Below are 25073 nucleotides of genomic sequence, written 5' to 3'. Positions count from 1 at the left end.
TTAACAATAAAGTTAAAACTGCCAATACGCTATTATTATAAGTTTGGAAGAATGACTAAGCCATTCTCTTGCGTTTTTCTTACCTTTACACCAAATAAATCTCTTATAGATTTTGGTGTCATTACCTCTTGGGTTTTCCCATACTTTTCAATTTTTCCATTTTTCAAAGCTATTATTCGATCACTAAACATATGTGTTAAATTCAAATCATGCATAATAGATATAACCGTAAGATTTTCTTTTTTAATCTGATCCTTTAAAAGGTTTAAAAACTGAATAGTATACTGAATATCCATATTCGAAAAAGCTTCATCTAAAAATAAAACTTGTGGTGTTTGGGCTAAAGCCTTTGCGAGCATCACCCGTTGTCTTTCTCCTCCACTCAAATCTGTAATAGGTGTGTCTGAAAATTTAAGGGTTTCTGTCATCTCCATACACCCAAATACGATATCCATATCTTTTTTGTTTAAATGCTTCATCCGAGGTTTAAATGGATTTCTTCCCATCATTACAACTTCAAGACATGTAAAGGGAAATCGAATATCTACATTTTGAGAAACTAGGGCTATTCTTTGACTTAATTCCTTTATACTATAATCTTTTAATAATTTATTTTGAAAATATATTTCTCCACTATATGTATTAAATTGTCCTGTAATCAAGCTCAATAGGGTAGTTTTTCCTGAACCATTTGGACCAATAATCGTAGTAAGCTTTCCACTTTCCATAGAAAAACTCACATCCTCTAAAATTTCTTTATCATCATAAGAGAAAAATAATTTTTTTATTTTATACATAGATATCCTCCTTCTTTAGTGCAACGATTTATTTCGCGTCATAAAGATGTATATGAAGAATGGCCCTCCAAGTAGTGTTGTTAAAACACCTACAGGAATTTCCACATTCATCAATGCTCTTGCACCTGTATCCGCTACTAATAGTAATTCTGCACCAAGTAATGCTGAAAGAGGAATCAAAAGACGATTATCTGACCCAATTAAAAATCTAAGCATATGTGGAACAATCAAACCGATGAAACTAATAATCCCACTTACTGATACACATACAGCCGTAATAAGTGAACCACAGATTAAAAAAATTCTTTTCACACGTGCTGTATCAATTCCTAACAATTTTGCTTCTTTTTCTCCTAAGCAAAGAAGATTCAAGTCTTCTGAAAAATATGTACACACAATAATACACAGTATAATTATAGGAAAACTCATAAAAACATGCTGCCAATTTCTTGCTGATAAACTTCCCATTAACCATGTAACAATGGGCGCCACATCTTCTCCTGCCAAGCTCTTTAAAAGCTTAATCCCTGCTGAAAGAATACTCGTCACAATAATCCCCGCAATAATCAAGTTTGAAGAGCTTAGAACCCCTTTTACCTTAGCAATAGAAATTACAACCCCTAAGGTTACAAATGCACCAATAAAAGCACACAGAGTTATAGAAACTTGAAAATGATCCATAAACATATTCATAAAAAGCGCAATTGTTGCTCCAAATGCTGCCCCTGATGAGACACCCATAGTATAAGAATCTGCCAATGGGTTCATAAGTAATGATTGAAACACAGTCCCAGAAACAGCTAATCCACTTCCTACGATCATTGCTATAAGAATCCTTGGAAACCTTATATTCCAAACAATTGCTGCATAAGAATCTTTTATAGAACTATAAACATTTTCATTTCCTGTAATCTTTCCATAAATAATTTTTATAACATCATAAACACCAATATCTGCTTTTCCTAAATTAACAGATGAGAAAAAAGTAATGATTAATAAAACTAAAAAACAAAATCCTATGATTTTTTCCTTGTATTGTTTTTGCTTCAACGTTAAAGCGAAATGATTTTCCATAATTCCTCCATTGGTAAAGTTTTCATAAAATTTCCATAAAAAAAGAGCTTCTACGAAAGCTCTAAGTACACAGTAAAATGGATAAACAAACAATATGCCCATTTTTCACTAGTATATTTCACTTTCCCTCCGAAAGAACGAATATTCATATTAGGTAGGTCTCCTGGCTTGGCTTCGTCTTACTCCTTAACCTTCCCAGAGCATAAGCTCCAGTGATTTTAAAGTTTCATCCACCTCACAGTAGCGGGGGCTGCAGTGGCTTTTACCACTTTCCCTTTTCATTCTATTAAGAAACCTAATATTTTGTATGAAATTGTCAATGACATCTCTAATTATATAGAATGATAAAAAGCATGTCAATATGAGGTGCATATTTTTATAATCTGTTTATATGTATTTCAAAAACTAAACATTAAATCTTAAAAATCTTTTATACTAAGACTTTTTTATAAATGTTGTATGATATTTATAAATTTAGGGTATATAAAAACAGAATGCAACTGCTTATTTTTTACATGGTTTAATTTCAAAAGCTCATATTGATTAATTGTATTTATTCTGTTAGAGTTATAAGGGAATTTTAAAATAGGAGGCAGCAATGAATAATATTATTGCAATAAAAAAAGTCACAAAAAAATATGGAGATTTTACAGCAGTTAATGGTTTAAACCTAAACATTGCAAAGGGAAGCTTTTTTGGTCTTTTAGGTCCAAACGGTGCAGGAAAGACTACCCTTATTAAAATGCTTGTAGGTTTATTAAAACCGTGTAGTGGAACGATCTATATTGAAAATCAAAAAATGTCTAGGGATAATACTTTTATCAAAAGTAAAATTGGCATTGTTCCTCAACATATGAATCTTGATAAAGAGCTTTCAGTAAAAGAAAATCTTATTTTTTCTGCAAAACTTTATAAACTCAGAGGAAAAGAACAAGAAAATAAGGTTGAAGAACTATTAAAATTTTCAGATCTAAAACCCATCGAAAATAAACTTAGTAAAAAGCTGTCTGGTGGAATGCAAAGAAAATTAATGATTACTAAAGCTTTAGTAAATGATCCAGATATCCTTTTTTTAGATGAGCCTACTGTAGGAATTGATGTAAATAATCGAAGAAAAATATGGGATATGCTAAAAGGCATGAAGGATATGGGAAAAACCATTATTCTTACAACCCACTATATTGAAGAAGCTGAATATCTTTGTGATCAGATAGGACTGATGGATCAAGGAAAAATATTCCATTGTTCTACAAGTGAAAGTTTAAAAGATAATCTTGGCAAATTCACTGTTGAGTATTTTAACACAGAAAAAACAACAGAATATAAGTATTTCGGCTCTATGGAAGAAGCAAAAGAATATGCCCATTCCTTGAATGATCATTACATACTAAGAAATACAAATTTAGAAGATGTTTTCTATAATTTTACGAATAGGAAGGTACGATAAATGGAAGTTTTTACAATACTCTGGAGAGAATTTTCTTTTTTTAAGAAAAGAGCTTTTAAAATTACTTCTTCTGCGGTCATCACTCCTCTATTATATTTATTAGCCTTTGGATGGGGACTAGGATCAGATGTCTCAGTGGAAGGATATAGTTATTTACATTATATTATTCCTGGAATCATTGCCATGTCTACCATGCATACAAGCTTTAATGCTGTATCTATTAGAATTTCTGTAGCAAGGCTTCATGAAAAAAGCTTTGAATATTATCTAACAGCACCTGTAAATATGTATTTATTAACACTAGGATATGTGATCGCTGGGGCATTGCGTGGTTTTTATGCAGGATGTATCATTTTGCTAGTCTCTTACCTATTTGGTGCTCACATCAATATTACATTTTCTTTTTTACTCATATGCTTCTTAAATAGCATGCTCTTTGCTGCTTTTGGATATTTTGCAGCAATGGTTATTAACACTCATTATGATATGAATCGTTTCACAAGCTTTGTGATTACACCTATGACCTTTTTATGTGGAACATTTTTTTCATTAGAGAAGATGCCTTATATTGTAAAAAAAATCATAGAAATATTACCACTTACCCATGCTATAATGAGTCTAAGAAATATTGCGTTAAAAGGAATCACAAATTATTTTTCAATATTCATACTACTCATCTACTTTTTAGTCCTTTACGCTTTAGGCGTATATGCAAGCTATAGAGAAGTATAACACATTTAGAAAGGGGGCAGACGAATACAATTTAAGTATTCGTTCAAAACTTATGTCAAAATTTTATGGAATTGGTACAGGACCAGGAGATAGTTCTTTGGTTACAGTAAAAGCAGTTAATACAATTAAACAATTAGATATCCTTTTCACTCCACAACCAAAAGAGGGTGGAGAAAGTTTAGCTTTATCTATTGTCAAGGAATATGTTTTACCTAAAACAGAAATAAAACAAAGACATTTTCCAATGAATTTTAATGATGAAGAAAGAATCAATGCTTGGAAGGAAATTGCAAATGAAATAGAAAAAGACGTAAAGAGTGGAAAAAACGTGGGCTTTATCACATTAGGAGATCCAATGCTTTATAGTACTTATGTTTATGTTCTAGAACTTTTAAGAGGTAAAATAGAAATAGAAACGATCCCAGGAATCAGTGCTCTTTCAAATATTGCGTCAAGTCAAAACTTTCCTCTTGTAATGGATCGAGAAGCTTTAGTAGTCCTTCCATGTACTGCTGATGAAGAAAAAATTGATTTTACATTAAAAAATTATAATTCTATCGTATTAATGAAAGTATATAAAAATTTTAAAGAGATCATTGAAAAACTTAAAAAATATGATTTAATTAAATATGGTATCCTTGTGAGTAATTCTTCTCAAGACCGTGAAGTAGTTTATCATAATCTAGAAAATATCAGCAAAGATCAAATCTCCTATTTCTCAACTATATTGATTAATAAAGAAAATAAATAATATAAAAAAAGAGATAAAATCACTAGATTTTATCTCTTTTTTTATATATAAATATTAATATTCCATCTTTAAGGTGCTTATAATTTTAATAAATGCTCATTTTGTAGCCTCGTTCATAAAACAATTAAATCAACAAGATAAACGCCAAATTTAAAATTTCGAAATTGTTTACCTATAAATATAAAAAGTTAGTTAATTTATATCTAGAGTGAAAATAAAAGCTTGCTATAATTCCTATTAATATCCTAAAATATGATAACCACAATCCACATGAATTGTTTCCCCATTAACCCCACTACTTAAATCACTACATAAGAAAAGAGCCGTATTTCCTACCTCTTCTGTATCGATCAATCTTCCCATAGGAGATTTCTCTTCAAACGCTTTTAACATATTATTAAAATTTCTTATTCCTTTTGCTGCTAATGTTTTAATAGGACCTGCTGATATGGCATTGACTCTTATATTTTCTTTTCCTAAATCATGGGCTAAATATTTTACACTAGATTCTAATGCTGCTTTTGCTACACCCATTACATTATAATTTTTAACGACTCTCTCTCCTCCTAAATAAGTAAGAGCCACAAAACTTCCTCCAGGGGCCATAAGAGGCTTTGCATATTTTGTAACAGCCACCAAAGAATATGCACTAATCTCTTGAGCCATCATATATCCTTCTCTTGATGTGTCTACATATTCTCCTTCAAGTTCTTCTTTTTTGGCATGGGCAATACTGTGTACAACACTATCTAGTGTTTTAAATTCATCCTTTAATGTATTGAAAGTATTCTCTATTTCTTCATCCTTTGTCACATCGCAGGGAATCAAAAGAACATTTTCCATTTTCTCTTGTGCCATAAGCTTCTCGATGCTTTTTTTTGTTTTTTCTCCTAAATATGTAAATGCTAGTTTTGCTCCTGCTTTATGAAAAACCTTTGCAATTGCCCAGGCAATACTCCACTTATTTGCAACACCCATAATTAAAATATTTTTGTTCTTTAATAATGTATTCATGATACCCTCTCCTTATCTCAATCTATTTAGAGCAGTCGCCATCACATCCCTTGCAATAGGAGCTGCGCTTTTCCCTCCGGTTATACCAATGTTTTCTAGCACTACAGCGATTGCTACTTTCGGATCATTAGCTGGAGCAAAACCAATAAACCAGCCATGTTCTTTTTCTGTCTGATTTTCTGCTGTTCCTGTTTTACCCGCTACCTTTATATTTTTAATTCTTGCATTTTTTCCTGATCCTTTTTCTACAACACTTATCATCATTGTTTTTATTTCTTCAGCCACTACTTTACTGCTTGTCTTTGATAAAACCTGAGAATGATTCATTTTAATCGTCCTTCCCTTAGGATCAATCACCTCCTTTACTAAAATAGGCTTCATCATTTCTCCATCATTAGCAATAGCCCCTGCTACCATGGCCATATTCAGTGGCGTAACAAGTATCTTCCCTTGCCCAATAGCAGATGCTCCCAGCTCTGGACGGGTCATATTTATCTTTGGAAAAATTGATTTTTTCACTTGCAAATCAAAGGGGACATGCTTATTGAACATGTAATTTTCTGCTGTATTTCTTAATTTTTCCTCCCCTAATTTCAGTCCTATTTGACTAAAAAAAACATTACAAGAAACCTCTAAGGCTCTTTTCATATCTAATTTTCCATGAGCAACTCCTTTATAATCTTTTAATATATATCCATCAATATTAATAGATCCTTTACAATCAAAAGTTTTTTCTACATCTTTATTTTCAAGGGCTGCTGTAGCTGTTATAGTTTTAAATATAGAACCGGGTGCATAAAGACCCATTGTTGCTCTATTAAGCAACGGACTATTTTTATCTTCTATAATTTCATTCCATTGTTTCTTTATAGTGGATGGATCAAAATCTGGCTTACTTACCATAGCATAGATTTCACCATTTTTAGGGTTTAAGAGTACAATGGCTCCTTTTTTCCCTCTTAATTTTTCTTCTGCATAACTTTGTATCTCATGATCAATGGCTAAAATTAAATTATTTCCTTTTTCTTTTGGCCCAATAATTTTTTCTGTAATTTCCTGTATTGGATTTTCTTTAATATGTAATAATTCCTTATTATAAGAAGATTCTAGTCCTGCTTTTCCATATTCTTTAAAACTATATCCTATAATATGACTATAGACCTCTTTAAATGGATAATAACGAACTTGCCCATTCTCCTTTTTTTCACTATAGGTGAGTGTTTTTCCATTTCTATCAGCAATAATCCCCCTAAGAACATATTCTTCATTGATCCATTGTCGTTTATTATAATTGTTATTTACAATTTTTGATGATTGAAAAATTTCGAAGTAACTTAAGTATACCATCAAACTGATGAAGAGGGTACTGAAAGCAATAAGAACCTTAATCATCCTTTTAGAAGTTTTATCCATTTTGTTCCTCCTCTTCAAATTCCACCTCTTCAGACGCTACCTGTAAAATTCCTAATGCTGCAAAACTTGATACCAATGAACTTCCACCATAACTAACAAAAGGTAATGTTACCCCTGTTAATGGAATCATCTTTATTACGCCCCCTATAATAATAAAAGCTTGAAATCCAAGCATAGTTGTCATTCCTAAAGCAATGATTTTAAAAAATTGATGGTGTTGCCCTAAGGCAATCTTAAATCCTCTATACACCAAAATAAAAAACAACATGATTACACCAATGCCACCAAAAATACCCATTTCCTCACAAATAGCTGAAAATATAAAATCTGTATGGACCTCAGGGATAAATTCAGGATGGCCAAGCCCTATTCCTGTGCCAAAAAATCCTCCTGATGCAATAGCAAATAGAGATTGTGTAATTTGATATCCTTTGGTATCCATATAACTCCAAGGATCAATCCATGTAATCACTCTTACTTTTACATGACTCACTAAAAAATAACTGAGTACTCCAATGACTACAGCTCCTGCTATATTATAATAAATTAATTTTCTATCTTCTTCAAATATATAAAATATAGTCATAAAAACAAAATAAAAAATCATTGCCGTTCCCAAATCTCTTTGAATAAATAAGAAACCAATATAACTATATACAATTCCTAAAAAAATGTATGTATTTCCTATTTTTTCTTTACTGCTGTAGTAAGCAGCCAAAAAAAATACAAACAATATTTTTATAATTTCTGCAGGCTGAAAGGTAAATCCTCCTATTTTGATCCAATTTGTAGCCCCTTTAATTTTTGCCCCAAAAACCAAAGTTGATAAAAATAAAATCAAAGAAAGACCTACATAAAGTTTTATAAAGTTTTCCCATCCTTGTATGTTTTTTATCACTGTATAAAATAAAAAAAAGGTTGCAATCCCTACCCCAAACCAAGTAATCTGTCTAAATCCAAACATAGGATCAATTCGATAAATCATAATAATTCCAATGCTTACAAGCATGGTCATAATCAAAAATATGTAATGATCTCCGGAAGAGGTTTTAAGAAGCATAAAATTAGATATATATATGATAAAAGTCAATAGGATTCCAGAAACCAAAATAAATTGATCAAAACCATCTTTGTAAAAATAAAGGAGTAATAATGCTAAAATATCTATTAAAAATATTAAATTTTGTGGCATTCTATAGCTGAAAAACTTTTTGATCATCACTACATCTCCTTACTCATTTCTTACATACAAAAATTCTGCTTGACCAAATTTAATACGATCTCCATTTTTTAACTTTATAATATCCATAATTCTATCTCCATTTAAATAGGTTCCATTAGCGCTATCTAAATCTTCAACAAAATATTCTCCCTCATCCAAAGTTATTTTTAAATGCTCATTTGAAATAAATGGATCATTAATTACCACATCATTTCTCTTTTTTCTACCAATAGTCATTGTATCGTCTAATGTATAAACTTCTTTAATCTTAAAAGGTAACTGGTCTTTTCTATTGATTAATTTTAAATATGGATAATGATCCATTACACCACTCATGCTTTTAATATCTAAATAGATAAGCCGTATAATCCCTAAAATAAACAAATAGATAATCAATATAAATATGTATCGAAATATCAAAGATAATAAATTAAACATACCATCACCTGCCAAGTTTTTCATCTGCTCTACTACTATTATACAAAAAATAATAGCATAGAAAAAATTAAATATTCGAGTCAATCCTGTTTTTTAGTCATTTTAACCATTTATCTTAAAGGACATACCCCTTGTAAGATAAAAAGGATACTACATTTGTAGCATCCCTTTTATGAAAGCATATTTTCCATTTCATCAACTAATTTTTCAAATACCTTCAGTGCATGATGTATAGGCTCTGTTGTAGTCATATCTACCCCTGCTCCTTTTAAAAGATTGATTGGATAATCTGATCCTCCAGACTTTAAGAAGTTTAGATAATTCTCTACAGCAGATTTTCCTTCTTTTAATATCTTTTGTGATAAAGAAATGGCTGCAGAATATCCAGTAGCATACTTATAAACATAATAGGCATTATAAAAGTGTGGAATTCTTGCCCATTCCATCTTGATTTCATCATCAATCACTACATCTGGTCCATAATACTTTTTATTTAAATCCATATATATTTCACAAAGATCTTCTGGCGTTAAAGCTTCCCCTTTTTCTGCCTTTTCATGGATGATTTTTTCAAATTTTGCAAACATGGTTTGTCTGTAAACCGTTCCTCTAAACTGTTCAAGATAATGGTTCATCAGATACATCTTTGTATTAGGATCCTTACTATTTTTAAGTAAATGCTCCATAAGTAAGGCTTCATTCACAGTTGATGCAACCTCTGCAACAAAAATAGTATATCCACCATATACATAGGGCTGATTCTCATGAGAATAATAGGAATGAAGCGAATGCCCCATTTCATGGGCAATGGTGAATAGATCATGTACCGTATCCTGATGATTAAGCAGTACATAAGGTGGACTCGTATAAGTTCCAAAGGAATAGGCTCCACTGGTTTTCCCTTCATTTTCATATACATCAATCCAGCCTTCATTAAATCCTTTTTCAAGAATTTCTATATAATCGTCTCCTAAAGGCTTTAATCCTTCTTTGACCTTTTCTTTTGCTTCTTCATAAGGTACTTTTATATCTACTTCTTTTACAATAGGTGTATATAAATCATACATATGAAGCTTCTCTACTCCTAATGCCTTTTTGCGAAGAGCCACATATTTATACATTGTATCTAGGTGTTCTTCCACAGCTTCAATTAAATGATCATACACCTCTACAGGAATGTGATCTGTATCTAATGATGCATGAAGAGCAGATGGGTATTTTCTTATCCTAGCATAAAAAGCATCTTTCTTGACACTATAATTTAGAGTAGATCCAATGGTATTTTTTTGTTTTTCATAAGCACTATAAAGTGCTTTAAAAGCATCTTTTCGTACCCTTCGATCACTGCTCTCTAAAAATTTTACATATCTACCTTTTGTTACTTCAATCTCTTCCCCATTTTCATCCTTAATGGTAGGAAATTTTATATCTGCATTATTAATCATTCCAAAGATACTTTGTGGGGCAGCTGCTAACTCACCCATTTGAGCTAAAATTTGTTCTTCTTCTTTGGATAGAATATGTTCTTTTTGTCGAAGAATTTCTTCTAAATAAAAAGTATATACTTTTAAATCTTCATTTTCATTTAAAAATGTTCTTATTTTTTCCTCTGGAATACTCGTAATCTCAGGAATCATAAAAGATAAAGTACTTTGTACTTCTACAGCTAATCCTTGGGCTTTATCTGTCATAGCCTGGTATTTGCTTACTGTATTATCTTCATCTTTTCTCATTCTTGCATAGACAAACACATTCTCAAGTTTTAATGAAATTTCATCCTGTAGCTGCAATGATTCAAATAAATTTTGAGACGAATCTCCTAATTTACCAATATATTTTACAACTTCTTTGACCTTTTCTTTTATATATAATATGTCTTTTTCCCAAAGCTCATCCTGCTCATACATCTTCTCTAGCTTCCATTTATACTTTTCTGGTATTTCTTTTCTTTTGGAAATTTGTTTTGGTTTATTCATAATATTTTGTGGAAAAACCACATCCTCCTTTCATTTATAAGACCAGATCAACTAGCTATACACCATCCTTCTAAGATATATACTTCTATTTGCTATCTATATAATAAATCATTTCATAATATACCCTATATTATACTTATAATATCATATTTTTCCAAAATAGGATTACTTCCTTTTCACTTATTCTAAAAATCATTCCATATTATTGTTAAATAATAAACTTATTCCCAAAGCATTTTATAAGTTATCAACCTATAGTATAATAGTCTTATTGGAGGTGGTGACTTGAAACTATCAGAAATTATTTCTATTCTTTCAGCCAAAACTTATACAGATCCTTTCGATTTAGATATTTCCATTGAATTCTGTAGGGCCTCTGATTTATTAAGCGAAGTTTTAATTAATTCTAAAGATCATACCATTCTACTTACAGGACTTATCAATACACATGTAATAAGAACAGCTGAAATCCTAGATATTAAAGCGATTGTTTTTGTTCGAGGCAAAAAACCATCTAAAGAAATGATTGAACTTGCATCTAACACTGGAGTTATCTTACTGGGTACAGATTATAAATTATACAAATGCTGTGGCTTATTATACAGTCATGGTTTATGTGATTAAGGGGTGATTATATGACTGAACATTTCCACTCTGTTATATTAGAAGAAGATAAATGTATCGGTTGTACCAATTGTATTAAAAAATGCCCTACAGAAGCAATTCGCGTAAAAAATGGAAAAGCCAGAATTATCAAGGAAAGATGTATTGATTGTGGTGAATGCATTCGAATTTGCCCACAACATGCAAAAAACAGTATTTCTGATCCTTTAGAAAATATCCATCATTTTAAATATAAAGTAGCACTTCCTGCACCTACTTTATTAGGTCAGTTTGATGAAAATACAGAACCTATAAAAATTTTATCTGCATTAAAAGCACTGGGCTTTGATGATGTCTATGAAGTATCTAGAGGAGCTGATATTGTATCTAATTATACAAGAGAATTATTAAAAAACCCCTCTAAATTACCACTGATTTCATCATCTTGTCCAGTTGTTGTAAGACTTATACAAATTAGATTTCCAAGTCTTATTGATCATATTGTTCCTATTGAATCCCCTATGGAAGTGGCAGCTATGCTTGCAAGGGAAAAATCCGTTCAAAAAACAGGTCTTGCTCCTTCTGATATAGGTATTTTCTTTATTAGTCCTTGTCCTGCAAAAATCAGTAGCGTTAAGAATCCTTTAGGGAATACGAGTTCCCATGTGGATGGAGTTATTTCTATACAATCTGTATATCCTTGCATTCAAAAAAATCTTAAAAAAGACCTTCAAGATGAAGCCTCTGATTTTTATGATTCTGGAAAAGCTATAGGTTGGGCTAGAGCTGGAGGGGAAACCTATTCTTTAAGTATACAAAACTATTTATGTGTAGATGGAATAGAAAACGTCATAAAAATACTAGATGAAATTGAAAATGGTAAATTAGAAGGCATCGAATTTGTAGAATGTCTAGCTTGCATCAACGGTTGTGTGGGAGGATGTCTTACTGTAGAAAATCCATTTATCGCAAGAAATAGAATTAGAAAACTTTCGCAAAAATATATGAAAAATAAAGAAATTCATTTAGAAAAAACACTTAAGGATTTTATGTTACAAGAAAAAATCCATCCAAAAAATGTCCGTAAATTAGATGATAATATTATGGAAGCCATGAAGAAAATGGAACAAATCGATCAAGTCTATGATATGTTACCAGATTTAGACTGCGGCGCCTGCGGATCACCTTCCTGTAGAGCTCTTGCTGAAGATATCGTTCTAGGCTACTCAGATTTAGATGACTGTATGATTTTATTTAGAGATAAAGTGAAAAATTTACTTTTTAAAAAAGAGAATCTCAACAAAGATAAGTAGGTGTCATTTTAAATGCACCTATTTTTTTATGTAAAATACAACTTGTCACCTGTGATATGAATTTTTTTCAAGCATATAATTATATATCCACTTATTCAGAGGTGTTGATATGAATAATTCTTTTGAAAAATATCTTCCTATTGTAACGAGAATATTGATTCTATGTTTCATCGTTTTAGGCCTATATTTTATCTCTACAACCCTTATATTCTATGTTTTACCTTTTATTTTAAGCTGGATCATGGCCACGATCCTTGAGCCACCTATTCATTTTTTAAGTAGGGTTTTAAAACTTTCTCGAAATCTATCTACCTTGCTCATTGTATCTTTTTTTGTTTTATTCATTGGTTTAGTTATGGCTCTCATTGGCGGCATCATCATTGTACAATTAACCAATCTATCTATGGAACTTTCTCAATATCCAAAGAAATTATATCTTCACAGTAGCGATTTAGTAAGAAAAATGGAACACCTATATATAGGATTACCTCCTGACATTGCCCAGTCTATGATCAATGGGATTAATGGTGTATTTCAAAGTTTAACCTCTCTCATAGGGAAATTTATTTCATCCTTATTATCTTTTATTTCAGCTATTCCAAGCTTTTTTACATTTTTAATGGTAACGATCCTCTCCACATTTTTTATGGCTAGAGATAAACACAAAATAAAAAAATTTATTAAAGCTCAACTTCCTACAAATGCACTTTCAAAGAGTATCTTATTAAAAGACAATTTAATTTTCGCCTTAATGGGCTATATAAAAGCCCAATTAATTTTAATGTTGATCACCTTCGTTGAAAGTACAATAGGTCTAACAGCTATAGGTATTGACTATTCTTTACTCATTGCATTTTTTGCTAGCATCATTGATGCTCTTCCAATCCTTGGTACAGGGTGTGTGTATGTGCCCCTTATCCTTTGGAAATTATTGATGAAATCTTATAAAGATGCTTTTAGCTTAACGCTACTCTACGGTATTATTATCCTCATTAGACAATTACTAGAACCAAAAATTTTGGGTAGCCAAATAGGTCTTTATCCTCTTGCAACCCTTATGTCTATGTATATTGGATTAAAATTGTTTGGTATTTTAGGATTAATATTAGGACCTATTTCTTTAATTTTCTTCATCACCCTTCAAAAAGTCGAACTTTTCCCAAAATGGAAAAACAAATGATTCTTTACAAAAATTCTATTTATGCTATAATTATCCGATATAGTAACTATTTACAATAAGGGGTGAAAATATGTCAAAAGATACTTTATCTTCTAAAATCGGTAATTTATTATTTCTTCTTCCTGCTTCACACCATTCTCCAGAAACAATCACTTCAACATTAAAAAAACATCCTGAAATCAAATTTGTATCACTAGTAGGTGTTGACTTAGGTGGAAATGATACGGATGAAAAAATTCCTGTAGATCTTTTTCTAAATGACATTGATAACTTTTTAGCTTGTGGTGTTCAAACAGACGGTTCTAGTGTAGTTCTACCTGAAATTGCTACTTTGAACAATGCACAAGTTGATTTGATTCCTGACAAATCAGTGAACTGGTTCGTTGACTATAATTTTGATCACTATGATGCACAGACTGACCTTCCAGTAGGAACCCTTAGAATTCCTTCTTTCCTTATTCATAACAACGTAAAAGTTGACTCTCGTTCCATTTTATTAAATGCAGTAAAACATTTTAAAAACCAAATACTAAGTCTTTTAAAAGAATATCCTTATGTCTTAGAAGATTTAGGCATAAACTCAATCGATGATATTGATGAAGTGGTTTTAACTGCTGCAACAGAACTTGAGTTTTGGGTAAAAACGCCAGATGACAAAGCAGATATTGAGCAGCTTTCTACTTCACAAGTATTAAAAGAACAATATTGGAAAAGAACTGTAGGTCCTGTTCGTACAGCAATGGAACAAGCTCTTTTAACACTTGATCAATATGGACTTGAATCAGAAATGGGTCATAAAGAAGTTGGAGGGGTAAAAGCAAGACTTACAGGAAACGGAAACTTCGATCACATTATGGAACAATTAGAAATAGATTGGAAATACAGTACTGCACTTCAATGTGCTGATAATGAATTAATTGCACAAGATGTAGTAAAAGATACATTTATGAATAATGGTCTAGAAGTTACTTTAATGGCAAAACCTGTTGAAGGAGTTGCTGGAAATGGAGAACATCATCATGTTGGTGTCGCCTTAAAACTAAAAAATGGAAAAATGAAAAATCTTTTTGCTCCAAAAGATATGAAAAAAGATTATATGAATCCTATTGGTTTTGGTGCCCTTATGGGACTACTTAAAAATTATGAAGTAGTCAATCCATTTGTTACTGCTACTAATGATGGATTTAACCGTTTAAAACCAGGTTTTGAAGCACCTATTTGTACCGTATGTTCTATTGGCCATTCGGCTTCGTCCCTTTCACGTAATAGAACTGTTTTAGTCGGTCTTATACGAGATATAGCAAAACCAATGGCTACAAGATTCGAACTAAGATCTCCAAATCCTACAAGTAACACCTACTTAGTTTTTGCTTCTGTTTATCAAGCAATGCTAGATGGTATAGAAGCAGTTTTAAAAAACAATAAAACTTCTTCAGAACTGGCAATAGATCTTTCTAAAAAAGCTGGAGAAGATTCCTTCTATCTTGAAAAAGATAGAGCTTATAGAAGTGAAGAAGATGTATTCGAAGATTTCACAGAAGAAGAGAGAAATACTTTATTTAGTAAACCCCCTGCTACTGTTTGGGATAATTTAACTAATTTCGATAAGCATTCTGAAAAGAAATCTGTTTTACTACAAGGAAATATTTTTAATGAGGCAATCATCAATTCCTACAAAGTTGCTACTTTAACACAATGGACAACTGAGTTATACAATCGAATCATCCCAGAAAACATGGATATTGTAAGAAGTTATAAAAAGTTACATGAAAGTGATTTCGTAACAGATTTAGACGTAGTCAATTGGGAAAAAATCAATTATTTAAGATATTATTTGATGAAAGATAGCTTAAATAAAAAATCATTATTTACAAAGATAAGAGAAGCTATTGATTCAAAAGATTACAAAGCAGTTTCTACTCTTCAATTAGAAATGCGCAGTAAAATGAATGAATTAAACGAATTATATACCATTTATAAAAGAAACTTATTTGAACTAAAATAAACCTCTATGAATTTCATAGAGGTTTTTTTCTATTATTTCATTGGTTCAACCGTATCAAGATATGTAAATTTGCCATCCTTTACAACTTTGATAACCGCACTCTTTACAGCATCTCCATTCTCATCAAGGGTAATGATTCCTGCTGCTCCTTCAAAATCCTTAGTCTCAGCCAAAGCATCTCTTATAGCCTTTGGATCAGAAGATTCAGCTCTCTTAATAGCATCTATCACCATAATATATGCATCAAATCCTAAAGCTGTACAAGAAGCTGGTTCTTTATTGTATTTTTCTCTATATTTATCTAAGAATACTTTAGACATTTCTGTAATAGGTTTTTCAGATGTGAAGAATGTTGACATGACAGTTCCTTCAATATCCTCTCCACCAATATCAATCAGCTCTTGAGTTTCCCATGTGTCTCCACCAAGAATTGGTATATCCATTCCAAGCTGTTTTGCTTGTTTAATAAGAAGTGCTGATTCTGTAAAGTTACCAGGAGCAAAAATAACATCTGGCTTTAATTGCTTTATATTTGTAAGCTGAGCAGTAAAATCCTGATCCCCTGTATTATAACTTGCACTTCCTACAATAGCACTTTCATCATCCGTAATCTTTTTAAATGCATCTGTAAAAAATTTTGCAAGACCTACTGAATAATCTGAAGATACTTCTTGAATAATAGCAGCTTTTTTGGCACCTAGCTTATTAAATGCATAGTTTGCCATAACAGCTCCTTGGAATGGGTCAATAAAGCAAGCTCTAAAATAGTAATCATTGTTTAATGTAACTAATGGATTTGTACAAGAAGCACCGATTGCTGGAATCTGTGAATTTCTAACTGCATCTCCTGCAGCCATTGAAAAGGAACTTCCCCAACTTCCTATAATAGCACTAACCTTTTCTTTTTCAATCAATCTTGCTGTAGCATTGGCAGCTTCTACCTTATCCGATTTGTTATCAACAATCACAAGTTCAACTTTTTTTCCTAATACTTCTGGATACAATTCATTGGCAAGTTCTACCCCTTCAAGTTCTATAGCTCCACCTGCTGCATTTGCTCCTGTTAATGGCTCAAATACACCAATCTTAATCACATCTTCTTGAGAGGTTTCTGCCTCTGTTGGTGAATTTTCAGCTTGCTCATTTGAAGTCTCTGCTGGTTTTTGTCCGCATCCTGCTACTACTAATGATACCATTAGCATGAACACCATCATTAAAGTTAGTTTTTTACCAAACTTCATCATTTTTTCTCCCCCTTTGAATTTTTTCATTTCAGCGGTTAAATAATCCCCCTCCCTCATTATATGTTTGTAAACGGATTAAAATTTAGAAAATTTGTACTTTTTAGTATTTTATCACAATTATTGATTAAATAGCAATATTTAACAAATATATTTTACCCCTATAAATAAATTTTAAAATAAGGAATAGTGTCTCTCCTCATTGTAGACAATACTAAATATAATTTGAACTTTCATAGTGGAGGTTAAACATATGGATTTATCCTTTATAAAAAATATTCATTTTCCAAATCATATTAAACCTTTTTTTACGTCACTCCTTATTCTTTTTATATCCTTTTGTTTAATTCGATTGGTCATGTTTCTTACAGCAAAGATTATTCAAATTACTAAATTCAATGAACAGCGTGAAATGACCATAAAAAGTATCGTTGACTCTGTATTTGCTTATTTTATTCTTACCCTTGCCATCCTTAATATTTTAAGTGAATTTGGACTGATAAAAAAAGCTACCATCATAACAGGAGCTGGTATTATTACATTAATTGCAGGACTTGGCGCTCAAAATCTTATCAAAGATATTATTAACGGCTTTTTCATTTTATTCGAAAGGCAAATGAAGGTTGGAGACTATGTCAGTATTAATGAATCTTATTTTGGAACAGTAGAAGAAATTGGCCTTCGCTCTACAGCTATACGAGAATGGACCATGAGAAAGGTGTATATCCCCAACGGAGAAATCAAAACCCTAAAAAATTATTATAAAGAAAAGGCAAGAGTCATTGTAGAAATCGTCGTTCCCTTTGAAGAAGATCATTCATTAGCAGAACAAACTTTAAATCAAATTTGTGAAACGATTAATGAAAAATACGATGATAAATTGTATAAAGTTGGTAATGTTAATTATTCAGAGTTTAGTTTATTAGGAGTTGTATCATTAGATGGAAAATTAGGAGGAGCAAAATATATTATTATCGGCGTAGTCAATCCTCATTTTCAATGGTTCTTAAGAAATCGTATTTATGAACACATCTTAAAAATCTTTAAAGAAAATGATATATCCATTGCCTATCCAAGATTTTTTTTACATGATGATGAATGAAGACAGTCATAGTACTGTCTTTATTTATTTTATCTTGTAACCTTTTTTTCACCCCTACATACTATGTAAATGTGAACAGAAAATTTGTTAACCAAAGCTAATTTCAAAAATTTTTTTGCGGCTTTTAGCCTCGGCTAATAAAAATAGGAGGTAAAAAATGAAAACAGCGATTCCTCTCTCTCATCTTTCTATAGGAACTTCTGGTCGCGTTTCAGATTTGTTGACAACAGGTTTATCAAGAAGGAGAATGTTGGATTTGGGTCTTGTTCCAGGAACAATTGTAACCGTCATCAGAAAAAGCCCCTTAGGAGATCCTACTGCATATAACATAAGAGGTGCCATCATTGCTTTAAGAAAAGAAGAAGCATCCCTTATTTTAGTAAAACCAGTTTAATTTTATAAAAAGGAGTGAAATACATGGGACTCACCTGTCAATCTTGTGGCAAAGCCCTATTAAAAGAAAAATTTAATATAAGAGTAGGTAATGATGATGAATTAGTCATTGCTTTAGCGGGTAATCCAAACGTTGGAAAAAGTACAGTATTTAATGCTTTAACTGGTCTTAAACAACATACAGGCAATTGGCCTGGAAAAACCGTCACAAACGCTCGAGGTAATTATAAATACAAAAATAAAAAATTTGTCCTTGTAGATTTGCCAGGAACTTATTCCCTTTTAGCCAATTCCGTTGAAGAGCAAGTGGCAAGAGATTTTATTTGTTTTGGAAAACCAGATGCTACTGTTGTGGTTACAGATGCAACCTGTCTTGAAAGAAACCTCAATCTCGTACTACAAGTTATGGAACTTACTAATAACGTAATTCTTTGTATTAACTTAATGGATGAAGCCAAAAGAAAAGGAATATTTATAGATACGAAAATCTTAGAAAAAACTTTAGGTATTCCTGTTGTCAGTACATCTGCTAGAAGTGGTGAAGGATTAATTGAGCTAATGGATAAAATCTATCATATTGGTATGGGCCTTGAAAAAACTGCTCCTAAAAAAATCTTATACTCAGAAGAAATTGAAGCGCAAATCGAAAAACTTATTCCTAAATTGAAAGAATTATTAAAAGATCAATTGAATCCTAGATGGGTAGCTTTAAAAATATTAGAAGGGGACCCTACTATTTTAGATTCTATACAGCAATTTTTATATACAGAGAGTTGTATAAAAAAACAAAGGGAGGTGACCTATGTCAATGAATAATAAAATTTCTAATCCATATAATGTATTAGTTTCTCTACAAAATGAAATTTCTAAAGAAAATCATCATGAATTTAGAGATATGATGGTTAGCAGTATTTATTCTCAAGCAGAGGAAATTGCAAATACAGTTGTTACAAAAAGTAATAAAAAAAGATTTGATTGGGATAAAAAATTAGATAACATCCTTACCTCTAAAATAACAGGATATCCTATTATGTTTTTGTTATTAGGCTTGGTATTTTGGATTACCGTAACAGGTGCTAATGTGCCATCAGCACTCTTGGCAGATTTCTTGTTTAATATAGAAGCGCACCTTAGCACTTTATTTATGAAAGTAAATGCTCCAACTTGGCTTCACGGTATTCTTATATTAGGTGTATATCGAACCTTAGCATGGGTTATTTCTGTTATGCTTCCTCCTATGGCCATATTCTTCCCCTGCTTTACCCTACTAGAAGATTTAGGCTATCTTCCTCGTGTTGCCTTTAATCTTGATCGATTGTTTAAAAGATCAGGTGCTCATGGAAAGCAATCTCTTACAATGAGCATGGGATTTGGATGCAACGCTGCAGGAATCATTGCTTGTAGAATCATTGATTCTCCAAGAGAAAGACTCATCGCCATGATGACAAATAATTTTGTACCTTGCAACGGTCGTTTTCCTACATTGATTGCCATATCCACTATTTTTGTAGGTGGTGCTGTAGCAAGCAGATATAGTACTATTGCAGCAACCTTCTTTGTTTGTATACTCGTATTATTGGGTATTTTTATGACCCTTTTGGTTTCATGGGGACTTTCAAAAACACTATTAAGAGGTGTTCCATCTTCATTTACGCTAGAGCTTCCTCCCTATAGAAGACCTCAATTTGGAAAAATATTATATCGTTCCTTAATCGATCGAACCATATTTGTATTAGGTCGTGCAATCGTTGTAGCTGCTCCAGCAGGTCTTGTTACATGGATTTTAGCTAATGTATTTATTGGAAATCAAAGTATATTAACACATGTGGCAACCTTTTTACAACCCTTAGGTCATCTTATTGGTATGGATGGATTTATCTTAATGGCTTTCATCCTTGGTTTACCAGCAAATGAGATTGTTCTACCTATTTTAATCATGAGTTATATGGCTAAAGGAAGTATGCTTGAATTAGATAGTATTCAAGCAATGGGAGATTTATTTATTGCTAACGGTTGGACCTATCTTACTGCTTTAAATGTTATGATCTTTTCACTTCTTCATTTCCCTTGTGCCACTACCCTTTGGACCATCAAAAAAGAATGTGGTAGCTCAAAATGGACCGCTTTTGCAGCCATTCTGCCTACAATTATTGCAATAGCCACATGTTTTATCATAACCCAAGGAGCTAAACTTATAGGACTTTTATAAAAAGAAACACATCTATCTGTGTTTCTTTTTTTATTCAAGCTCTTCACTCCAATGTTTTTTTTCTTCCGTTCCACAAAATTTTAAAAATTTATTCAAAATTTCCCTATCCTTCTTCATGAATGCTACTAATTTTTCTATAGACAAAATAGTAGGAGAGCTCAAATAATGCTCCATAGCTTCTGCTTCTGCTTCAACGTCACATTGACTATTTATTACAGATAAAAATTCTTGTAACACACTATTTCTTTTCACCAATAACTTTCCTAGTTTTTCCCCTTCTTGTGTTAGATAGATTCCTTCATATCTTTTATACAGAATATAGCTTTCATTATGTAGCTTTCTTAAAGCTTTTACAACAGATGGGGATGATACCTTTAACTTTTCTGCAATATCTCTAACTCTTATTTCACTTTTTATTAAGGATAATCGATAAATTTCTTCTAAATAATCTTCTAAACTTGGTGATAGCATCCGTTTTCCTCCTTTTTGTAAAGTAAATAAGACCTTTATTCTAAGAACACTAAAATAGTATTCTTAAAATAAAGGTCTCATTCCAAGATTATTCTTGCACTGAAGCGGGTGTTTCCACCAGTATGTCGCAACCAGTGTTCAAAGCAAAAGCTTTGCGAACTACTCCCCTTTATTTAGATTCTCATTTTACTTTTATCATATGCAGTTTTACAAAAATGGTTCACAAATTTTTTGTTGCTTTTTAACTTATATTTACAATCATAATTTTCATACCCTTACACATACTAAAATTAGGTTCATGAAAGGAGAGATTTTTATGAGTTGGAAGCGTGGTAATGTAACATTAGACGATGGTACAATATATCCTGCTGAACTTTTAATCCATGATGGTGAAGTATGGAATGTGAGAATTTTTAAAGAAAATCATGTTATAGAAGAAATCGACGCAGAAGCTTTTGCCCATAAATTAGGTAAAAACCCTGAAGAAGTCTATCCTTTTACCTATGAACTAGAATCCTAAAACAAAAGTCCCTAGCTTAGGGACTTTTCACTTTCAAGGTACTTTATAAAATATTTTATATCTGTAGTTGGCATATTACAAGCGAAATTTTCCTTCTATCCCTTCTGAATCTGCATCCTCAGTAGAATAAGATCCTTCTATATTTGAAGTCATATCTCGAAGAACATAAGTAAATATTTTATCTACAATTTCTCTATATCGTAGGTTTTTTTGTTAATTGATATACTTCTAAATATGTTTTACTAGTTTTAGGAAAATAGGTGCCTCCATAGGATGGCTTTTTATCTGGTATCATAATAATCGTAAGAGGCCATCCTCCACTTCCTATCAAAGCCTAACAAAATGACATGTATATAGAATCAATATCAGGTATTTCTTCTCGGTCTACTTTTATTGAAACAAAGTATTTATTAAGAATGTCACTAAGCTGTTGCTCTTCAAAACTTTCTCTTTCCATTACATGACATCAATGGCAACAACTATAACCAATACTTAGAAATATAGGTTTATGCTCCCTTTTAGATTTAGAAAAAGCCTCCTCACACCACGGAAACCAATCTATCGGGTTTATCTTATGCTGCAGAAGATACGGTGACTTTTCATTTGCCAACCTATTTGGTTTTCTTTGCATAATCACTGGCATATTATCAACTTCCTTATTATTGTTTTTGTATAGTTTGCCACTAGGGAACCCTTACTATTCACTTAAATGCAAAAACACTAGGAATTGTTCCTAGTGCTTTTATTATAAAATTATTCTTTTTATATCTACTTACTTTTTTGAAACAGTTGTGTAGTCATTAGTCCCATATTTAGGAAACTTGCCAGTATAACCCTTAATAACATATTCTTCAGCTTTTTTCTCAACATCTTTGTATAGTACAAGTTCTTTATCTAATGCAACTATTTTATATTTAATGATTTCTTTCAGTTGTTCATCCTTATTTTTAATTGATTTAGTCTCAAATTTCACTAAAGTTTTATCTAAACCTTGGCGTTTTAAATATTCTTCCGCTAATGCTCTACAATAATCCCCTTCATATGATACACATATCAAATTGTCTTCTTTGTCTTTTACTAACAGATATTTATTATTAAGACCGAAAACTTCCTTAAACCCAGCCTCTATCTCTTTAGGGTTATTTAAAAACGCACCTATTACATCAAATATTTCCATATTTTACTCCTCCTTAGTTAACTTTTTTAAGTTTATTATCTTTTAAATATTGTTTTATCTAAACTAAATTATCTAGTACTAAATGAATCTATTTATTATTTATTAACCCATTTTATAACAGCAAGAGTAACTAATAATATAATTAAAGCATACAAATAATTGATGGTCCCAATAACAGAGTTCCTTAAAAAATACTTTACAAGGCCTATTATACAAAACGTCATAATGAATGATATCCCAAATAAATTAATGGCTCTTGTAGAATACTTATCTGAAAGCTTAAAAGAATTCTTTGCTATAAATTTTAATATTCCATACCCTGCTACTATTATTAACAGAGTAGATAAAATAAATCCCCATGTTATAGGCATATGAAATTTCAATGTATCTTTTGGAGATGTACATGAATACATAAAAATTTCTAAAATAAACATAAAACCTATAACTACAGTAACACCAAATAAACAGTTCAATATTTTTTTCTTAGTGGACTTTATATCACCACTTAATATTAATTCATTACAAAAGCTTTTATAGTCTTCTCCAATTACATTACTAAGTTTTTCGCCTCTAAGCTGTGCTTCTAACGCCATACCAATTAAATCTTTTCGCATGATTTCAATATCATATTCACATAAATCCGATGACTGTAAATATACAACCATATCTGTTATAATAGTTAAGTTATCTATAAACAATGATTTTTCTTGTTCACAATTATCCTTTCTTATTAATTTCAAATCTTTCATATTACTTTTCCCCCAAAGACAAAATTTTGTTTACAGTTGTAGAAATACTGTCCCAATGTTCTTCAAATGAATTTAGCATATTAATACCAAGCTCCGTTATTGAAAAATATTTCCTTCTAGGACCTAATGGAGATGCTTTATAGTTTGAACATATCAGTTTCTTTTTTTCTAGCCTAATTAATAATGGATAAATGGTACCTTCACTAAGTTCCTCGAATCCATAAGAGGATAGTTTATTCATTATTTCATAACCGTATGTTTCCTCTAATTTAATAATTTTCAAAATGCATCCTTCCAAAGTTCCTCGCCTCAATTGAGATTTATCATACATTTCTTCACCTACTTTGTTCTGCCTAGTACCACTACATTGTACCACATAGTTCTTATTAAAACAAGTATAATACATTTATTTCAAAAATACAGTTAATATAAATTTAAACATTAAATTTGTTATTTTCTTATTATATAATTAGTTGATTGTACAAGTAGGTTTCTGTATAATACAACATATATAATTGGAGGTGTTTTCATGATAATTGATATTACACAAGTTACTAAATTAGATAGAATTTATAGACCAGGTTCACCCTCTTTAAAAGTAAAAAAAATAAAGTGTTTTGAAGGAACTAAAAAGGAATATACTACGACCTTGTTCTCTTGTGCCGTTCATAATATGGGAACTCACATAGATGTTATGAGTGCAGATGTAGTATTGGAAAATGAAAGATTAATATCACTAGGGATAAAATTTGATGTTTCTCATATAACTGATAGACCCGTTGAACTGGATGATTTAGATGTTTCACAGATTAAAGAAGGGCATTTTATATTTTTTCAAACAAATTGGGATAAATACTTAGATGATGAAGAAAAGTATAATATGCATCCTGAAATTTCTATGGATGTTATCAAGTATTTAGTAAATAAGAAGGTTAATATGATTGGAATAGATACTTTAGGACTTGGTCATAGTAAAAATCATGGACTTATAGATGTTTTCCTTGGAAAAAGTGGTATCTATGCAATTGAAAACTTAACTAATCTTGATAAAATACCCAAAAAAAATTTCAGAGTATATTGTTTACCTATGAAAATAGAAGGTCTAGACGCATTTCCTGCTAGAATATTAGTTGAATTTTAATTAAATTAAAATATTTAAGGGCAACTCCTTTTTTGTAATATGGGATTGCTCTCTTTTAATATAAAGATTTAAAACTTCATTTAACTTGTTCTCTAACTGGTTACC

Annotated in this window: 25 protein-coding genes, 1 pseudogene and 1 riboswitch; of the genes and pseudogenes, 13 read left to right on the top strand and 13 right to left on the bottom strand. The window is 31.2% G+C overall.

The annotated features are described in order from the left end of the window. Positions 1–35 precede the first annotated feature (35 nt). Positions 36–797, bottom strand: a complete 762-nt coding sequence (locus K7H06_RS03915; RefSeq protein WP_223038655.1) for an ABC transporter ATP-binding protein — start codon at positions 795–797, stop codon at positions 36–38. Positions 798–812: 15 nt separating this feature from the next. Beyond that, positions 813–1871 carry a FecCD family ABC transporter permease gene (locus tag K7H06_RS03910; RefSeq protein WP_223038654.1) on the bottom strand — a complete coding sequence of 353 codons (1059 nt, stop codon included), beginning with the start codon at positions 1869–1871 and terminating at the stop codon, positions 813–815. A gap of 136 nt (positions 1872–2007) precedes the next feature. Beyond that, positions 2008–2185: riboswitch (cobalamin riboswitch) on the bottom strand. A gap of 284 nt (positions 2186–2469) precedes the next feature. Here K7H06_RS03910 and K7H06_RS03905 point away from each other — a divergent pair. Genes K7H06_RS03905 through K7H06_RS03895 form a run of 3 tightly spaced genes read left to right on the top strand, consistent with a single transcriptional unit; the run spans position 2470 to position 4801 of the window. After that, on the top strand, positions 2470–3318 hold the full coding sequence (locus K7H06_RS03905) for an ABC transporter ATP-binding protein (RefSeq protein WP_223038653.1): 849 nt from the start codon (positions 2470–2472) through the stop codon (positions 3316–3318). After that, positions 3319–4050 carry an ABC transporter permease gene (locus K7H06_RS03900; RefSeq protein ID WP_223038652.1) on the top strand — a complete coding sequence of 244 codons (732 nt, stop codon included), beginning with the start codon at positions 3319–3321 and terminating at the stop codon, positions 4048–4050. Then, positions 4028–4801 carry a cobalt-factor II C(20)-methyltransferase gene (locus tag K7H06_RS03895; protein WP_246637628.1) on the top strand — a complete coding sequence of 258 codons (774 nt, stop codon included), beginning with the start codon at positions 4028–4030 and terminating at the stop codon, positions 4799–4801. The genes K7H06_RS03900 and K7H06_RS03895 overlap by 23 nt, the downstream gene beginning before the upstream one ends. Positions 4802–5038: 237 nt before the next feature. On the opposite strand, the gene fabI is transcribed toward K7H06_RS03895, so the two are convergent. The 5 genes from fabI to pepF form a co-directional block, all read right to left on the bottom strand. Next, entirely contained in the window at positions 5039–5815 is a 777-nt protein-coding gene (gene fabI, locus K7H06_RS03890) for an enoyl-ACP reductase FabI (RefSeq protein WP_223038651.1), read from the bottom strand. Between the two features lie 12 nt (positions 5816–5827). Beyond that, positions 5828–7228 (bottom strand): peptidoglycan D,D-transpeptidase FtsI family protein, encoded by a 1401-nt coding sequence (locus K7H06_RS03885; protein WP_223038650.1) that lies wholly within the window; start codon positions 7226–7228, stop codon positions 5828–5830. Further along, a complete protein-coding gene (locus tag K7H06_RS03880; protein ID WP_246637627.1) occupies positions 7221–8447 on the bottom strand; it encodes an FtsW/RodA/SpoVE family cell cycle protein in 1227 nt (408 codons plus the stop codon). The genes K7H06_RS03885 and K7H06_RS03880 overlap by 8 nt, the downstream gene beginning before the upstream one ends. A 12-nt stretch (positions 8448–8459) precedes the next feature. After that, a complete protein-coding gene (locus tag K7H06_RS03875; RefSeq protein WP_246637626.1) occupies positions 8460–8912 on the bottom strand; it encodes an FHA domain-containing protein in 453 nt (150 codons plus the stop codon). Positions 8913–9058: 146 nt separating this feature from the next. Further along, complete coding sequence (pepF, locus tag K7H06_RS03870) at positions 9059–10885, bottom strand: oligoendopeptidase F (protein ID WP_484795923.1); 1827 nt, start codon at positions 10883–10885, stop codon at positions 9059–9061. Between the two features lie 264 nt (positions 10886–11149). Between pepF and K7H06_RS03865 the strand changes: the two genes are divergently transcribed. The 4 genes from K7H06_RS03865 to K7H06_RS03850 all read left to right on the top strand — a co-directional run bounded on the left by K7H06_RS03865 (position 11150) and on the right by K7H06_RS03850 (position 15965). Then, on the top strand, positions 11150–11488 hold the full coding sequence (locus tag K7H06_RS03865; protein WP_223038649.1) for a hypothetical protein: 339 nt from the start codon (positions 11150–11152) through the stop codon (positions 11486–11488). An 11-nt stretch (positions 11489–11499) separates the two neighbouring features. Beyond that, positions 11500–12780, top strand: coding sequence for a [Fe-Fe] hydrogenase large subunit C-terminal domain-containing protein (locus K7H06_RS03860; RefSeq protein WP_223038648.1), 1281 nt, complete (start codon positions 11500–11502; stop codon positions 12778–12780). A 109-nt stretch (positions 12781–12889) separates the two neighbouring features. Then, complete coding sequence (ytvI, locus tag K7H06_RS03855; protein WP_223038647.1) at positions 12890–13960, top strand: sporulation integral membrane protein YtvI; 1071 nt, start codon at positions 12890–12892, stop codon at positions 13958–13960. A gap of 70 nt (positions 13961–14030) precedes the next feature. Then, positions 14031–15965 (top strand): glutamine synthetase, encoded by a 1935-nt coding sequence (locus K7H06_RS03850; RefSeq protein ID WP_223038646.1) that lies wholly within the window; start codon positions 14031–14033, stop codon positions 15963–15965. A 32-nt stretch (positions 15966–15997) separates the two neighbouring features. On the opposite strand, the gene K7H06_RS03845 is transcribed toward K7H06_RS03850, so the two are convergent. Beyond that, positions 15998–17209, bottom strand: coding sequence for an ABC transporter substrate-binding protein (locus K7H06_RS03845; protein WP_246637625.1), 1212 nt, complete (start codon positions 17207–17209; stop codon positions 15998–16000). Positions 17210–17459: 250 nt separating this feature from the next. On the opposite strand from K7H06_RS03845, the gene K7H06_RS03840 reads away from it, so the two are divergent. From K7H06_RS03840 to K7H06_RS21475, 4 genes are all read left to right on the top strand, one after another. Continuing rightward, complete coding sequence (locus tag K7H06_RS03840) at positions 17460–18308, top strand: mechanosensitive ion channel family protein (RefSeq protein WP_223038645.1); 849 nt, start codon at positions 17460–17462, stop codon at positions 18306–18308. Positions 18309–18465: 157 nt separating this feature from the next. Then, complete coding sequence (locus tag K7H06_RS03835; protein ID WP_223038644.1) at positions 18466–18702, top strand: FeoA family protein; 237 nt, start codon at positions 18466–18468, stop codon at positions 18700–18702. A 23-nt stretch (positions 18703–18725) separates the two neighbouring features. Then, entirely contained in the window at positions 18726–19517 is a 792-nt protein-coding gene (locus tag K7H06_RS21480; protein ID WP_223038643.1) for a FeoB small GTPase domain-containing protein, read from the top strand. Then, complete coding sequence (locus K7H06_RS21475; RefSeq protein ID WP_425514934.1) at positions 19504–20910, top strand: nucleoside recognition domain-containing protein; 1407 nt, start codon at positions 19504–19506, stop codon at positions 20908–20910. Before K7H06_RS21480 ends, K7H06_RS21475 begins: the two co-directional genes overlap by 14 nt. Before the next feature lie 30 nt (positions 20911–20940). On the opposite strand, the gene K7H06_RS03820 is transcribed toward K7H06_RS21475, so the two are convergent. Next, positions 20941–21381, bottom strand: coding sequence for a metal-dependent transcriptional regulator (locus tag K7H06_RS03820; RefSeq protein ID WP_223038642.1), 441 nt, complete (start codon positions 21379–21381; stop codon positions 20941–20943). 316 nt (positions 21382–21697) lie between these two features. On the opposite strand from K7H06_RS03820, the gene K7H06_RS03815 reads away from it, so the two are divergent. Then, positions 21698–21901 (top strand): hypothetical protein, encoded by a 204-nt coding sequence (locus K7H06_RS03815; RefSeq protein ID WP_223038641.1) that lies wholly within the window; start codon positions 21698–21700, stop codon positions 21899–21901. A 238-nt stretch (positions 21902–22139) separates the two neighbouring features. On the opposite strand, the pseudogene K7H06_RS21170 reads toward K7H06_RS03815, so the two are convergent. The 4 genes and pseudogenes from K7H06_RS21170 to K7H06_RS03790 all read right to left on the bottom strand — a co-directional run. Then, a pseudogene (locus K7H06_RS21170) lies at positions 22140–22544 on the bottom strand (DUF255 domain-containing protein); the annotation flags it as partial. 129 nt (positions 22545–22673) lie between these two features. Continuing rightward, positions 22674–23078: a hypothetical protein gene (locus tag K7H06_RS03800; protein ID WP_223038639.1), complete on the bottom strand. Its 405-nt coding sequence runs from the start codon at positions 23076–23078 to the stop codon at positions 22674–22676. A 95-nt stretch (positions 23079–23173) separates the two neighbouring features. Then, positions 23174–23827, bottom strand: a complete 654-nt coding sequence (locus K7H06_RS03795; protein ID WP_223038638.1) for a hypothetical protein — start codon at positions 23825–23827, stop codon at positions 23174–23176. 1 nt (position 23828) lies between these two features. Then, complete coding sequence (locus K7H06_RS03790; RefSeq protein ID WP_223038637.1) at positions 23829–24158, bottom strand: PadR family transcriptional regulator; 330 nt, start codon at positions 24156–24158, stop codon at positions 23829–23831. 198 nt (positions 24159–24356) lie between these two features. On the opposite strand from K7H06_RS03790, the gene K7H06_RS03785 reads away from it, so the two are divergent. Beyond that, entirely contained in the window at positions 24357–24968 is a 612-nt protein-coding gene (locus K7H06_RS03785; protein ID WP_223038636.1) for a cyclase family protein, read from the top strand. The last annotated feature ends 105 nt before the right edge of the window (positions 24969–25073 follow it).

It is taken from the genome of Crassaminicella profunda (genome assembly GCF_019884785.1).
Taxonomy (GTDB): Bacteria; Bacillota; Clostridia; order Peptostreptococcales; family Thermotaleaceae; genus Crassaminicella; species Crassaminicella profunda.
The sequence above is the reverse complement of the archived record's forward strand: the minus strand, read 5'-3'. Positions and strand labels throughout refer to the sequence as shown.